General features: G+C 43.1%; 9 protein-coding genes and 3 rRNA genes (1 of these 12 cut by a window edge). 8 read left to right on the forward strand and 4 right to left on the reverse strand.

Annotated features, from left to right (window positions below; genetic code table 11):
• The 3 genes from MAR181_RS08375 to rrf all read left to right on the forward strand — a co-directional run.
• A 16S ribosomal RNA gene (locus MAR181_RS08375) occupies positions 1 to 285 on the forward strand (it extends 1,255 nt beyond the left edge of the window).
• Between the two features lie 334 nt (positions 286 to 619).
• Positions 620 to 3,510, forward strand: a 23S ribosomal RNA gene (locus MAR181_RS08380).
• Between the two features lie 184 nt (positions 3,511 to 3,694).
• Positions 3,695 to 3,809, forward strand: a 5S ribosomal RNA gene (gene rrf, locus MAR181_RS08385).
• The 16S, 23S and 5S rRNA genes sit together here, the layout of an rRNA operon.
• 443 nt (positions 3,810 to 4,252) lie before the next feature.
• Here rrf and MAR181_RS08390 read toward each other — a convergent pair.
• Positions 4,253 to 5,149 (reverse strand): LysR family transcriptional regulator, encoded by an 897-nt coding sequence (locus MAR181_RS08390; protein WP_013796164.1) that lies wholly within the window; start codon positions 5,147 to 5,149, stop codon positions 4,253 to 4,255.
• 126 nt (positions 5,150 to 5,275) lie between these two features.
• Here MAR181_RS08390 and MAR181_RS08395 point away from each other — a divergent pair, with 126 nt between their 5' ends.
• The gene (locus tag MAR181_RS08395; RefSeq protein ID WP_013796165.1) at positions 5,276 to 6,244 is read left to right on the forward strand and encodes a TDT family transporter; all 969 of its coding nucleotides are present in this window, start codon (positions 5,276 to 5,278) and stop codon (positions 6,242 to 6,244) included.
• A 174-nt stretch (positions 6,245 to 6,418) separates the two neighbouring features.
• Here MAR181_RS08395 and MAR181_RS08400 read toward each other — a convergent pair whose 3' ends face one another.
• A complete protein-coding gene (locus MAR181_RS08400; protein WP_013796166.1) occupies positions 6,419 to 8,320 on the reverse strand; it encodes a TonB-dependent receptor domain-containing protein in 1,902 nt (633 codons plus the stop codon).
• 730 nt (positions 8,321 to 9,050) lie between these two features.
• On the opposite strand from MAR181_RS08400, the gene MAR181_RS08405 reads away from it, so the two are divergent.
• The 4 genes from MAR181_RS08405 (at position 9,051) to MAR181_RS08420 (ending at position 12,795) form a co-directional block, all read left to right on the forward strand.
• The gene (locus tag MAR181_RS08405; protein WP_013796167.1) at positions 9,051 to 9,857 is read left to right on the forward strand and encodes a response regulator; all 807 of its coding nucleotides are present in this window, start codon (positions 9,051 to 9,053) and stop codon (positions 9,855 to 9,857) included.
• Positions 9,858 to 10,027: 170 nt separating this feature from the next.
• The gene (locus MAR181_RS08410; RefSeq protein ID WP_013796168.1) at positions 10,028 to 10,741 is read left to right on the forward strand and encodes a ZIP family metal transporter; all 714 of its coding nucleotides are present in this window, start codon (positions 10,028 to 10,030) and stop codon (positions 10,739 to 10,741) included.
• Positions 10,742 to 10,993: 252 nt separating this feature from the next.
• On the forward strand, positions 10,994 to 12,187 hold the full coding sequence (locus tag MAR181_RS08415) for a benzoate/H(+) symporter BenE family transporter (protein WP_013796169.1): 1,194 nt from the start codon (positions 10,994 to 10,996) through the stop codon (positions 12,185 to 12,187).
• The gene (locus MAR181_RS08420) at positions 12,178 to 12,795 is read left to right on the forward strand and encodes a GntR family transcriptional regulator (protein WP_013796170.1); all 618 of its coding nucleotides are present in this window, start codon (positions 12,178 to 12,180) and stop codon (positions 12,793 to 12,795) included. Before MAR181_RS08415 ends, MAR181_RS08420 begins: the two co-directional genes overlap by 10 nt.
• 27 nt (positions 12,796 to 12,822) lie before the next feature.
• On the opposite strand, the gene MAR181_RS08425 is transcribed toward MAR181_RS08420, so the two are convergent.
• Positions 12,823 to 13,488, reverse strand: coding sequence for a sensor histidine kinase (locus tag MAR181_RS08425; protein WP_013796171.1), 666 nt, complete (start codon positions 13,486 to 13,488; stop codon positions 12,823 to 12,825).
• A 5-nt stretch (positions 13,489 to 13,493) separates the two neighbouring features.
• Positions 13,494 to 14,705: a response regulator gene (locus MAR181_RS08430; RefSeq protein WP_013796172.1), complete on the reverse strand. Its 1,212-nt coding sequence runs from the start codon at positions 14,703 to 14,705 to the stop codon at positions 13,494 to 13,496.
• Positions 14,706 to 14,725 lie beyond the last annotated feature (20 nt).

The following is a 14,725-nucleotide window of genomic DNA, read 5'->3' on the forward strand; positions in this document are numbered from 1 at the left end:
TAACTTGCGAGAGTGTGCAAATCCCATAAAGTACGTCGTAGTCCGGATTGGAGTCTGCAACTCGACTCCATGAAGTCGGAATCGCTAGTAATCGTGGATCAGAATGCCACGGTGAATACGTTCCCGGGCCTTGTACACACCGCCCGTCACACCATGGGAGTTGATTGCTCCAGAAGTAGCTAGCTTAACCTTTCGGGGATGGCGGTTACCACGGAGTGGTCAATGACTGGGGTGAAGTCGTAACAAGGTAGCCCTAGGGGAACCTGGGGCTGGATCACCTCCTTAAACGATATGAAGCACTGGTGAGCGTTCACACAAATTATCTGATGGCTATGAGTTCTCATAGCAACCTATCTTAAAAGCGTTTTAGACAAAGTGTTAAGCAAGACACTAATCACAACACATTGTGTTGGTTAGTTTCTGACTTAGTGCTTTGCACTAAACTTGCTCTTTAACAATTCGAATTTTGAAATAACGATGAATCAAGCGTTAAACCGGTGGAAAGCACTTTAACCTAGTGACTTTCTATTATCGTAAATCCAGAGAAGAGACAAAAGCTTCTTTGGTATGTGATTCTTAATATGACACTCTTCTGAGTGGAAACTATTTTGGGTTATATGGTCAAGTGACCAAGCGTGCACGGTGGATGCCTTGGCAGTCAGAGGCGATGAAGGACGTGGTAATCTGCGAAAAGCTCGGGGGAGTCGATAAACAGACTTTGATCCCGAGATGTCCGAATGGGGAAACCCACTCTACTTGTAGAGTATCCCACAGTGAATACATAGCTGTGTGGAGGCGAACCCGGGGAACTGAAACATCTAAGTACCCGGAGGAAAAGAAATCAACCGAGATTCCCTAAGTAGCGGCGAGCGAAAGGGGATTAGCCCTTAAGTTGATTTGGTGTTAGTAGAAGACTCTGGAAAGGGTTGCCGTAGAGGGTGATAGCCCCGTATACGAAAACGCCATTTTAATGAAAACGAGTAGGACGGGACACGTGTTATCCTGTCTGAACATGGGGGGACCATCCTCCAAGGCTAAATACTCCTGACTGACCGATAGTGAACCAGTACCGTGAGGGAAAGGCGAAAAGAACCCCTGTGAGGGGAGTGAAATAGATCCTGAAACCGTGTACGTACAAGCAGTGGGAGCCGATTTATTCGGTGACTGCGTACCTTTTGTATAATGGGTCAACGACTTATTTTCAGTAGCAAGGTTAAGCGAATAGTGGAGCCGTAGGGAAACCGAGTCTTAATAGGGCGTTTAGTTGCTGGGAATAGACCCGAAACCGGGCGATCTATCCATGAGCAGGTTGAAGGTTGGGTAACACTAACTGGAGGACCGAACCCACGTACGTTGAAAAGTCCGGGGATGACTTGTGGATAGGAGTGAAAGGCTAATCAAGCTCGGAGATAGCTGGTTCTCCTCGAAAGCTATTTAGGTAGCGCCTCGCGTATTGCCATTGGGGGTAGAGCACTGTTTGGGCTAGGGGGTCATCCCGACTTACCAACCCCATGCAAACTCCGAATACCAATGAGTATGAGCGCGGGAGACACACAGCGGGTGCTAACGTCCGTCGTGGAAAGGGAAACAACCCAGACCGTCAGCTAAGGTCCCAAAGTTACAGTTAAGTGGGAAACGATGTGGGAAGGCTCAGACAGCTAGGAGGTTGGCTTAGAAGCAGCCATCCTTTAAAGAAAGCGTAATAGCTCACTAGTCGAGTCGGCCTGCGCGGAAGATATAACGGGGCTCAAACTGTACACCGAAGCTACGGATTCAAGATTTATCTTGGATGGTAGAGGAGCGTTCTGTAGGCCGTTGAAGGGAAAGCTGTAAGGCATCCTGGAGGTATCAGAAGTGCGAATGTTGACATGAGTAACGATAAGGGGAGTGAAAAACTCCCCCGCCGGAAGACCAAGGTTTCCTGTCCCATGTTAATCAGGGCAGGGTGAGTCGGCCCCTAAGGCGAGGCAGAAATGCGTAGTCGATGGGAAACAGGTTAATATTCCTGTACTCGTGTATATTGCGATGGAGAGACGGAGAAGGCTAGGCCAGCGCGGCGATGGTTGTCCGCGTTTAAGGTTGTAGGCTGGGGTTTTAGGTAAATCCGGAACCCTGTTAAGGCTGAGAATTGATGACGAGTCCTCTTTTGGACGAAGTGGTTGATGCCATGCTTCCAGGAAAAACTTCTAAGCTTCAGATATACAGGAACCGTACCCCAAACCGACACAGGTGGTCAGGTAGAGAATACCAAGGCGCTTGAGAGAACTCGGGTGAAGGAACTAGGCAAAATGGTACCGTAACTTCGGGAGAAGGTACGCCGGCCGGTGTGAAGGACTTGCTCCGTAAGCACTAGTCGGTCGAAGATACCAGGTGGCTGCGACTGTTTATTAAAAACACAGCACTCTGCAAACACGAAAGTGGACGTATAGGGTGTGACGCCTGCCCGGTGCTTGAAGGTTAATTGATGGGGTTAGCGTAAGCGAAGCTCTTGATCGAAGCCCAAGTAAACGGCGGCCGTAACTATAACGGTCCTAAGGTAGCGAAATTCCTTGTCGGGTAAGTTCCGACCTGCACGAATGGCGTAACGATGGCCACACTGTCTCCACCCGAGACTCAGTGAAATTGAAATCGCAGTGAAGATGCTGTGTATCCGCGGCTAGACGGAAAGACCCCGTGAACCTTTACTATAGCTTCACAGTGAACTTTGAACCTACTTGTGTAGGATAGGTGGGAGGCTTTGAAGATAGGACGCCAGTTCTATTGGAGCCAATCTTGAAATACCACCCTGGTACGTTTGAGGTTCTAACTCAGGTCCCTTATCGGGATCGAGGACACTGTGTGGTGGGTAGTTTGACTGGGGCGGTCTCCTCCCAAAGAGTAACGGAGGAGCACGAAGGTGTGCTCAGCATGGTCGGAAATCATGCATAGAGTGTAAAGGCAAAAGCACGCTTAACTGCGAGACAGACACGTCGAGCAGGTACGAAAGTAGGTCTTAGTGATCCGGTGGTTCTGTATGGAAGGGCCATCGCTCAACGGATAAAAGGTACTCCGGGGATAACAGGCTGATACCGCCCAAGAGTTCACATCGACGGCGGTGTTTGGCACCTCGATGTCGGCTCATCACATCCTGGGGCTGAAGCCGGTCCCAAGGGTATGGCTGTTCGCCATTTAAAGTGGTACGCGAGCTGGGTTTAGAACGTCGTGAGACAGTTCGGTCCCTATCTGCCGTGGACGTTTGAGATTTGAGAGGAGCTGCTCCTAGTACGAGAGGACCGGAGTGGACGAACCTCTGGTGTTCCGGTTGTCACGCCAGTGGCATTGCCGGGTAGCTACGTTCGGACGGGATAACCGCTGAAAGCATCTAAGCGGGAAGCCTCCCTCAAGATAAGATCTCACTGGAACATAAGTTCCCTAAAGAGCCGTTGAAGACTACGACGTTGATAGGTTGGGTGTGTAAGTGCTGTGAGGCATTGAGCTAACCAATACTAATTGCTCGTGAGGCTTGACCATATAACACCAAAGTGGTTTTACTGTATAATGGAGCGATTCATTAACAGGCACATAGATTACGATCCGGTTTAACACTTGATCCACGTTATTTCAAAATGAATTGTTAAAGATCCAAGCAACGTATTCGCGTGTTTTGGTTGCAGAGTAGAAGAACTCGAACCGAAACGATACGCAAACCGAATTGCTTGACGATCATAGAGGCGTTGAACCACCTGATCCCATCCCGAACTCAGAAGTGAAAAGCGCCATCGCCGATGGTAGTGTGGGGGATCCCATGTGAGAGTAGGTCGTCGTCAAGCTTTAAAATGAAAAGAACCCCGTCCTGCGAAGCAGGGCGGGGTTTTTTCGTTTAGAACCACGTCACGTATCTCCTCACTACTTCTGGATCCATGTGACTGAGCGATGTTCCGAAGGAACCAGCTCAGGACGCCGAATGGCGCTGCAAAGCAGGATGAAGCGCAGCGTCAGATCATTGTGGTCGTCGTTTTTAATATCCTCAGCGCTCTAATCTCCCCAGACAAAACTGGATCCGAAACAGCAACGTCTTATACCACTGATGTCGTCAGCGACTTATGTTGCGTAGGATCTTGCTAGCTTGTATCTGGTAGACAAAGTCGCTTATGAGAGGGCAGAAATAATTAGTAAACCTATAGCTGTTGTGAGCTAGTGTAAGAATAATAAGTGACGATGAAAACAATGGGATCATTGAGTGCCGTTAAAAGAGCGAATCAAGGCAATAGCATTATGACAAATTGTATTGTTCGCCCCAGTCTTTTAGAAATTGGCTAAAATGCTGTAATCGCCCTGTTAAGTATTTTTGTTTATGCCAGACAAGGTGTAATTGACGAGGGAAGTTTTGCTCGATATTTATTTTATGAATCCGACCCATGTCCAGTTTGTCTTTCGCTGCTAGGTTGGAAATAAAGCTGACTCCTAAGCCTCTTTCTACCGCTAGTAATACGGACTCTAAACTGCTTAGTTCTAATACGGATGTGATATCGCTTAAGGCAGGACGAATACGTCTCTCGAACTGTTGTCGGCTGCCTGAGGCCGTTTCCCGCAATACCCAATTTTGATTGTTTAGTTCATTGAAGGTGATCGATGCTTTTTGCGCTAAAGGATGTTCTGCTGAGCAAACCAGTAACATAGTATCTTGAATCCAGGGGGTTGTGGTGAGTGCTTGGTGGCTATGTTGCCCCTCTATTAGTGCCATGTCTAACTCAAAGTTAAGTAGCATTTTGCATAAGGTTTGGCTATTGGTGATAGTGACCTTGGTTTCCTGCTGCTGTTGGACGTCTTGTTCTGCCAGTAAGTATGGTAGCAAATAATTACCAATTGTTTGGCTGGCACCAATATGAAGGGCGCCTAGGTTATCTATGTGTTTGCCGAAGGTACGCTCAATGTCGCCAGCTCGTCCAATTAATTCATCAGCCATAGGTAATAAGCGTTTACCTTGTTGATTGAGTTGAAGGCGTGGGTGAGCACGATCAAACAAGGGGGTGTCTAAATGACTTTCAAGTTGTTGAAGTGATTGAGATAGAGCGCCTTTACTCAGGCAAAGCACTTCGGCTGCTGAGGTTAAATTACCGTGACGAGCCACGGCGGAGAACACTCGGATTTGTTGTAGTGTAATTTTCATTTGCTTGAGTCTTATTGAAGTTTCGTTTAGTTAAACCAAACACTTTGTTAAAAATGTTTAGATTTTATAATTACATATCTCCTTTTACCATAATCTTATCCCTAATTGATAACTTGGAGTCAGGTTATGTTTAAACGATTGCGTCATAGATTGTCTTTTGCACCAACCCCCATGGCGGGTCTTGCTCTGGGTATTGCCAGTTTAGGTTGTAGCTGGCATTTTGTTATTCAAAAGTCTTCTTTTCTACCCTATTTAGCAGCCACTATTGGTGCTTTTTTACTGATGGTGTTGGTCGGCAAATTTTTGTTACACCCTAAATTATTGATACAGGATTTACAACATCCTGTCGTCGGAAGTGTGGTACCAACGTTTGCGATGGCGCTCATGGTAATTACCATGTCGCTCCATGACTTTATGCCTAGGTTGGCAGTAACTTTGTGGTTGTTTGCCATTGTGATTCATACGGTGTGTCTTGCCACCTTTGTTTACCACAGATACAAGAACTTTTCGCTGATGGATATGGTGCCAAGCTGGTTTGTGCCACCAGTGGGTATCATTGTTGCGGTGATTAGTTATCCAACATTTTTATTTCAACCCTTTGCTGAAGGCATTTTTTGGTTTGGCATAGCATGTTATTTGGTTCTTTTGCCACTAATGTTATATCGCTTGAGATATTGTGGGGCATTACCTGATAACGCCAAACCAACTCTTGCCATTATGGCAGCGCCTGCCAGTGTATGTTTGACGGGTTATCTAACGGTTGTATATATGCCATCTAAATGGATTGTATTGGTTCTATTGGTCATCTCGCTAGTGAAAACAGCCGTGATTTATCGATTTTCGTTGCGTTTATTAAGACTGCCTTTTAGCCCGGGTTATGCCGCCTTTACTTTTCCTTTGGCAATTGGTGCGACGGCTTTGTTTAAAGTTCAAGCGCAGTGTATTGCATGGGGGGTGGATGTTTCTGTGACTCGTCTTTTGGGGGGGGGCGCAGAGGTCGAGCTTGCCGTCGCTACTCTTGTGATTGTTTATGTCATCATTCGTTATGCTTATTATTACGGCATTACGTTACAGCGTGAATTGGTATTTTCTTAAGCATTTTTTTATGTTTGTAGGGAATGAATAGAGTGTTTGATAGAAGGCTGATCCATCGCAGATCCTAGTGTGCGAATTTATTAGAGGTAAGCTTATTTGATGCAAGTCAGTTATAATAAAAAAAGCCTCGAGAAATATTTCATCGAGGCTTTGAATAGTACTAAGAATCTTGTTTTAGAATGAAGCGTCTAAAGCTACCCAGTATTCACGTCCATGATCAACAAAGCCGTATTCTTCATCTGTGAACTCTTCATCAAGTGCGTTATTCATACCAAGACTGATTTTCAAGTTGTCATTAATAATGTAGTTAGCACCTAAGTCTACTAAATCGTAAGAAGGTGTTGGTTCATCTTCTTCATTGGCTTCACCATAGTAAGTATAGCTAGTCCATACCTTTAGTTTTTCGTTTACAGACCAATCAAAAGAGGCAGTAGCCATATGAAGTGGCACACTCGTTAGAGGAGAGCCTTTATTATCGCCAGTTAACTGTTCAGAATCTGTGTAGGTATAGCTTAGTGAAGTCGAAACGCTTTTTGTTACTAAGAGTTTGCTGCTAATTTCAACCCCTTGTGTTTTCGCTTCATCAATATTAACCCATACACGATCTAGGCGACTTCCAGTCGTTGTTGCCTCGCTAGGACAGCTATCGACAGTACAGTCATCTCTTTCAATCTTGTCTTCAAATTGATTATCAAAAACCGTGATGCTCGCCATCAGCACGTTGTTATTAAAAATGGCACTGATTTCGCTGCTGACAGAAGACTCTGCTTTTAAATCCGAATTACCGTAAGTGTCTCTGCCTGAGGAGGAAATTGCCCAATCGCTAGAAAGTTGTCTAAGCTTAGGAGCTTTATACCCTGTAGAAACACCCCCTTTTAGAGTCCAGCTATCATTAATAGAGAAGACTCCATATACTTTAGGACTTAAATGATTCTTGAAGTTTTCGTTTTTATCTGCTCTGAGACCAGTAATTAGCGAAAATTTCTCTGTCATGTACCACTCATCTTCAATAAATGCTGAGAGTTGATTGTTTGACAGTTCAGTTAGGCCACTTGAAGCCTGATTACCGTTATCTTCTAAGTCTGCGTTAATATAACTAACACCAGCTGTTGTAGTGTTGTTCTCTGTAGGTACAACCCAACTAGAGCTGACTTGAGTGTTATTAATTTTAGACTCATCTGTGATGTTATTAGTAGAATCTATCTGAATAAAACTGTTTTCAGTAATATCGTCATAGCGCCCAGTGTGAGTTAGGGCAAAAGACTCTTTTTCATTCTCTTGCTCGCCAGCAGTTCTACTACTAGTAGTTGATTTATTAAGAGTGAATATTCTATTTTGTTCAGTTTTGCTTAAATCTACACTGAAATCATGGTTTTTATTTGCAAGAAAGTTAAATTTTGCGTTGTAGCTGTTGATTTCTTTTTCAGGATTGCCGTCATCAATATCATCTTCTTCTTGATCGTAATACTCGACACTCAATTGGGCGCTTAGGACATTAGGAATAACGGGACCAGACAGTGCAATAGTAGAGGTTTTAGAATTATTAAATTCACTGCCTTCAGCAGAAATGACTTCATGATGGAGATTGCCGTGCCATTCGTCTGTGTGTTTTTTCGTAATAATGTTTATGACGCCACCCATCGCACTGGAGCCATAGAGGGTTGACATTGGGCCTCTAACGACTTCAATTCTCTCGATCAAGGACAACGGTGGCATCCACTCATGATCATAACCATCCGCTGTTTTTTCCCGTGAGTCTCTAGAACTTTGAGGTCTGCCATCAATTAAGAAAAGCGTGTAATCTGGTTCTAAACCTCGCATCTGGATATTGCTACCGCCAGTGGTTCTTGCTATTTGAACACCTGGAACACTTTCAATGACGTCTGCAAGATCTCGGTAAGCGCCTTTTTCTATGTCCTCTGCAGTAATGACACTAATGGATGCTGGTGCTTCCGCTGTGTCTTGTTCAAAACCAGATGCCGTAATCACTAGGCTGTCAAGTTGTTCTTCTGCAAAGCTTGCATTGGAAATGGCGACAGCTAAAACTGTCATCGTCATTATGCTTTTTTTTGACATTGCTGGGGGAGCTCCTATTATTAATATTTATATGATGATAGATTCTAAAGTTAAAAGATAGTTTAAATGTTAACTGTTCTCATTATTGCATTTGTTCTTATTTGTTTGGTGGAACGATGTGTTCCGTTTTGTGCAATCTGTACAAAAAACTGACAGTTTCTTTGAAATAGGAAGCTTACAAGCAATACTAATTCACTGTTGGTTTGAGTTGAACTATGACAAATTTGCTCAGTAACTGACTGAATTTAATTGAAATATGAGATCCATAATGTCGTTACCATCTTGACCTAATTGTTATTCTGACTATGTTTATAAAGAGCAAGCCTCACTAAAGTGTCTTAGATATGCTCATGGATGGAATCATATGGTTGTCAGCGACACAGATGAGGCAGTTACAATAAAAGACGCTATTGTCAATTGGTTAGAGGAGGGCGATAAGGTAACTTTAATTAAGAAGCTTAAAGCCTATCAAGGAAGGAAAAAATCATTTAGTTAGACTGTTGTGTCGTTGGTGTAGATGAAATGTTAGTGTCTGCTCACTTTGTCAAAAAAGCCTAATTTGTCATAACGTTAGTAGATCTTTTATATAAGTTTTTATTGTTATAACTAATTAATATAAAAGGAATTATTCACATTTTAAACTCATTTCTCAGATACATTCCGCTATATTTGGTGATAGTATAATCCGTCTGGTTATTTTTCTTCATTAGCGTATTTCAAAGGAAAATAAATGAAAAATGTTAGTTTTTTGATTGCTGATGACAGTCAATCTGTACGCTCGGTTGTGAAAAGCACCATTTATGACCAACTGGGAAGTCAAAGAATATTGTCTGCTGTCAATGGACTAACAGCGAAGTTTATTTTGCAAAAACAAGCTGTTGATGTGGTTATTTCCGATTTGGATATGCCGCATTTAGATGGATTTCAATTACTTTCCTTTATACGAAACCATCCAAAACTCAAAAATACCCCTTTCATTATGATGGCATCTGAAGACAGCAAAAGCTTTGTCATGGATGCGATTGAGAAAGGGGTTACCCAATACTTGGTTAAGCCTTTCACTCCTGAGAGATTAGAGGATGCTATACGTCGCGCTTGGTATGGCTCCGAACAAAGGCGTAATGCTCGAATTTCGAATCTGCCAGCTCACCGCTTTCAGGTGTCATTTAATTCTCAGGATGCTGTGTTGGGCAAGATCAAAAATATTAGTAGCTCAGGTATGTTATTTGAAGTGGCTTACACTGATCAGATAAGGTTATTCAATAAATGTCGAGTGAGTGTCTCAATGCCAACTTCTAAAGCGCATGAGATTACAATTGCTGAGCTAGTGTATGACATTGTTCGTATTGAAACTACAGACTCTGTAAAAGAGGGGGTTCATGTCTGTAATGTGGCGATCAATTTGGATACATCTGAAAGTCAGCCTGATTGTGTTACCGAATTGGCGAGACTGATGGATTCTCTTACGTTAGAAGGTGTGAAAACTCGTCAAGTTCAAGAAACTCAAGATGATCTCAATGATGAATTAATCGGTTAATGAATGTGCTTAGATGATTTGATCAAAATGGTTGCGTAATGCCAGTGCGAACTTAGGCTTTTTTTGCTTCGTGAGGCGGATGTTTAGGTCAATATCGATCGTTACATTTTTTATAAAGGTTAAATTTGATACAGTAATTAGATTATGCCGACGGTTTAGGAAGACGATTAATGGTGCCGTTACAGCAGGCTTTTTTTCTTACATTTTTTGCGGGCATAGCCATGCCCGCAGGAGCGATCATTGCCCACTTTCTTCACATTAAACCTGTTTGGTTAGAAAGAGAAATCCTTCATGGTATCACTGCTTTTGGTGGTGGTGCCTTAATGTCTGCAGTGGCTTTGGTGTTGGTGCCAGAAGGTATTTCTAGTTTTCATCCCATTCAAGCTGCCGCCATTTTTGTATTGGGCGGCATTAGTTTTATGTTACTGGATTATTCCCTTTCAAAAAGTGGTTCTTCAATGAGCCAACTAATTGCAATGTTGTCTGATTTTATTCCCGAATCACTTGCATTAGGGGCCTCTGTTGCTATGGGTAGCCGTGACGCCTTTCTCATTACTTTGTTGATTATTATGCAAAATATTCCAGAAGGCTTTAATGCATTTCGAGAGTTACGACATACTCGAGCTTATTCTGTTAAGACGGTTTTAATCTTATTTTTCTTATTGGCGTTGACAGGTCCGATCTCAGGTATGATTGCGTACATCTGGCTATCTGAATGGCACAACATTATTTCTGCTATTATGCTTTTTTCGGCAGGTGGTATTCTCTATATTGTATTTCAAGATATTGCCCCTCAAGCTGTCTTAGAAAAGCATTGGGGTCCACCTTTAGGTGCCGTTCTGGGATTTTCATTAGGTTTGATTGGCTATATGTCAATATCATAATTCCTTTCCTTAGATTGGCCTTCATGGTCTATTTTTCATTTCTATTTTCATAACTCATCCCGTGTTTTGGCCTTTGAGATTTAACTTTAATGGTTTGTGGTGTCTGTCATGAGAGTTTGTTTGAGGTGCATTATTCGTTGCGAGTCTTAATTGGTGTGAGTCCATGGGGTTTAGAATAAAGTTAAAAATGTATACATTTTTAACTTTATTCCTCGTATAGTAACGACTTAAGTCTTTATTTGGGTGGCGGAAGTGCGATCAATTCTTAACGATTTTAGTCTGAGTGCAATGGTGGCTGGGTTTGTGGCGGTATTAATTGGCTTTGCCAGTTCTGTTGCCATTGTTTTTCAAGCGGCACAAGCGGCAGGAGCAAGTGAGGATATCATTGTCTCTTGGATCATGGTGCTCGGTATTGGGATGGGGGCCACTTGTTTCTTTTTATCCTTATGGTACAAAACGCCTGTGATTACCGCTTGGTCTACTCCAGGTGCGGCTTTGCTGGCAACCAGTTTAGGTGACGTCAGTTATCCAGAAGCAATTGGTGTTTTTATATTCGCAGGGCTCTTAGGTTGCTTAGTAGGAATGTCTGGCTTGTTTGATAAGTTAATGAATTGGGTACCTTTGCCTATTGCTTGTGCCATGTTGGCAGGTGTTTTATTTCAATTTGGCTTGTCTATTTTTACCTCCATGGCAGAAGATGTTTTTATGGTTGCGATTATGCTGTTGGTGTATTTAGTCGCTAAACGTTTAATGCCTAGATACGCTGTTCTGTTGGTTTTACTTGCAGGTGTTATGTGTGTACTTGGCCGTTCAGAGCAGGCTGTTTTTTCAATGATTCCTATGCAATTTGGTCAGTTAATTTGGGTGTTTCCTGAATGGAAATTGAGCGCGCTCATAGGTGTGGGGATTCCCTTGTTTATTGTGACTATGACGTCACAAAATATACCGGGTGTGGCGGTTATGAGAAGTAGTGGCTATCAAACTCCTGTGTCACCTTTGATTAGTTGGACGGGATTAACCTCTGCTGTATTGGCTCCGGCAGGTGGTTTTGCCTTTAATCTTGCGGCGATTACGGCGGCGATTTGTTCTGGAGATGAGTGTCATAGAGACCCTAAGAAGCGGTATGTCGCTGGACTGTCTGCGGGTGTGTTTTACCTAATTGCAGGTCTAGCTGGTGTTTCTGTCGTTGGTCTGTTTGCTGTCTTTCCTGCCAGTATGGTGGCTGCGCTTGCGGGAATTGCGCTGTTGGGTACGATCGGAATGAATCTTAAAACCGCCATGTTTGAAGACAGCACTCGAGATGCGGCTTTGATCACCTTTCTTGTTACTGTATCTGGTGTTTCGTTTGCCGGTATCGCGTCGGCTTTCTGGGGGATTCTATTCGGTATTATTTGCTTGCTGATTAGCAAGCTACAATGGCGCGTAGGTAAGGGTAAATGGAATTAACGCATAGAATTAAAGAAGACATTTTAAATAACCGATTACCTATGGGAGTGGCTTTAAGACAAACAGTATTATCGGCGCGCTATGGTGTTAGCCGGATTCCTGTTCGTGATGCGTTGCAGGCTTTGAAGGCCGAGGCTTGGCTAGTGCCCCATGGTAAGGCGGGAGTAATGATCCCGGAACTTGACTGGAAAGAAGCGGAAGACCTTGCTTTAATGCGAACAAGACTAGAAAGCTTGGCATTAGGGTTTGCTTTTGAGTACATTGTCCCTGCTCATTTGGATGAAGCAAACTCTTATCTTCGAAAATTAGAAGCCACTGACTTAACCTTATTAGAACGCGGGGAATTGAATTGGTGCTTTCATTATGCAATATACCAAGCCTGTCACCGTCCAACGTTAATGAGAGCCATTGAAGTGCTAAATATTCAAGCCAGTCGCTATCTTGGCTTTCAGTTTGGGCCTTTGGGTTACCACAATCATAGTCAAGAAGAACACAGAGCGTGGTTGGAATTAATAAGGTGTCATAAAAAAACGGAAGCCGTGCTGTTGCTCGAAAAGCATATTATGGACGCGGGACAGCGATTAACTGAGTATTTGAAAAAAGCCTAACAGCATTGTGTCAGTGAGAATATGGGATTATGACATCTGTGGTAAGTGCACAGATAAACAGGCTCCACCAAAGCGAGATATCGACTTTTCAATGTGCCCATGAGCCTCGCCATAAGTATGGGCGTTGGCCGAGAGTTCCGCAAAATATAAGCCTAACCCCGTGTTGTCATCTAATAAGGTATCATGATGGTGTTCTTCGTCATCAACAAAGCCTGGCCCATCATCTTCTACATTGATAATCAAAAAATCCTTGTCTTGAAATGCAGTTAACACAATTTTGCTTTTCGCATAGCGAAAGGCATTGTAGACAGCGGTACTGACGACGGCCGTCATTAAGCGTTCATCAAAGCAACCTGTGAGTTTAGAGTCACATTCAAAACTTAGCTCAAGTCCTTTTGCAGTGGCGGAAGGGGATAGGGCAAATACTTGGTCGTCCAAGAACTCTTCCATTAGGAAGGTGTCTGGATGAAGTTCATACCCATCAGAGGCCAAACGATATAGATATAAATATTCAACCCATTCGTCATTGAGCTTTTTTAGGGACTCTTCAATTTGAACAATTTTACTGTTTTGAGGCGCCTCATTACCCAAACTTTCTTTGACTGTCTGTAACTGGTAGAGCAGAGTGCCCACTTGATTTTTACTCTCATGAATAGCGCTGGCTAAAATGGTGCTTATATTGACTTTTTCCATCTCGGTTAGCTTCCAAATGCATTTGAATAACGGTCGGTTTGCTCTTTGCTAGGCGCGGTTGCGGTGGCCGAGCTAACATCACTAAGCCAAACCTCAAAAATTTGCTTAGCGGTTGAAATTTCATTATCCGCAATACAAATGTCCATTTCGTATTCATAGGCTTTTGCTCTGCAGTCTGGCTCATCAAAAAATCCATCGTGGATTTTTTTTAGGGTGCTGTCGAAATTGTCTTTTTGACGAGGGATCAGAGGGCCATTATCTGCGATTCTAGCCAATGATTCCAAATGCTTTAAATACACCTCAGAAGTGTTATAGCAAGAATGTTTTGCGAGAAAAACGGCTTTGCGATAGGCCATTTCCGAGGTAATACTGTCCCCTAGTAGTAAGCTAATACGTCCCAGTTCCATTTGACGTAAGATGTTTTTAGGTGACTTGGTGATGGCTTCAATTAAGGCGGATTGGGCCTCAGCGACTTTGTCTTGTTTTAACAATACTTTAGCCAACCAGTCATAAGCACTGACAAAAAAACGGTTGTCTAGCATCAACTGATGTAGCAGTTTTTCCGCTTTTTCAAGCTCATCCATTAAGTAATAGGATTTGGCTTTGCCAAATAAAGCCCAAGGCATTTTGCGACTTTTAATGGTTTTATTAAATAGAGAGAGGGCTTTTTTATAGTCTTTTAACTCTAAATAACAATCGCCCATAATGCGTTCACATTTTCCCTCTAAAGAAGGGTATTTCTCCATCACGATTTTGGCTTCATTAACGGCCGTCTCATATTCTTTGTTATCCAGTGCCAAGTTGACTTTATAGAGGCGTTCTTTGGTTTCTAGAAGTTTATTAAGTCGACGTTGTAGCATAGCCTGAGAGAAAGGCTTGGTGACGTAACCATCTGGTTGGTATTCAATTGCGCCCATGACCATTTCAATAGAGGTTTCTGCCGTCACCATTAAATAGGTCGCAGTATTAGGTATCAATGCTGAATGGCGAACTTCTTCGAGCAGCTGTTGGCCATCCTTGCCTTTCCCTAAGTTGTAATCCGATAGGATGACATCAAATGATTTACTGCGAAGCAGTTCAATGGCTGTTTCGGCTTTCATGGCGATATCGATCGAAGTGAAACCAAAATCGGTTAGCATTTTTCGCTGCATGATTCGAGCTTCTGCCATGTCCTCAATCAAGAGTGCTTTTTTCTGAGAAAAATCTTGCTGAGCCATAAAATATTACATTCCCACTC

Source organism: Marinomonas posidonica IVIA-Po-181, assembly GCF_000214215.1.
Classification (GTDB): Bacteria; Pseudomonadota; Gammaproteobacteria; order Pseudomonadales; family Marinomonadaceae; genus Marinomonas; species Marinomonas posidonica.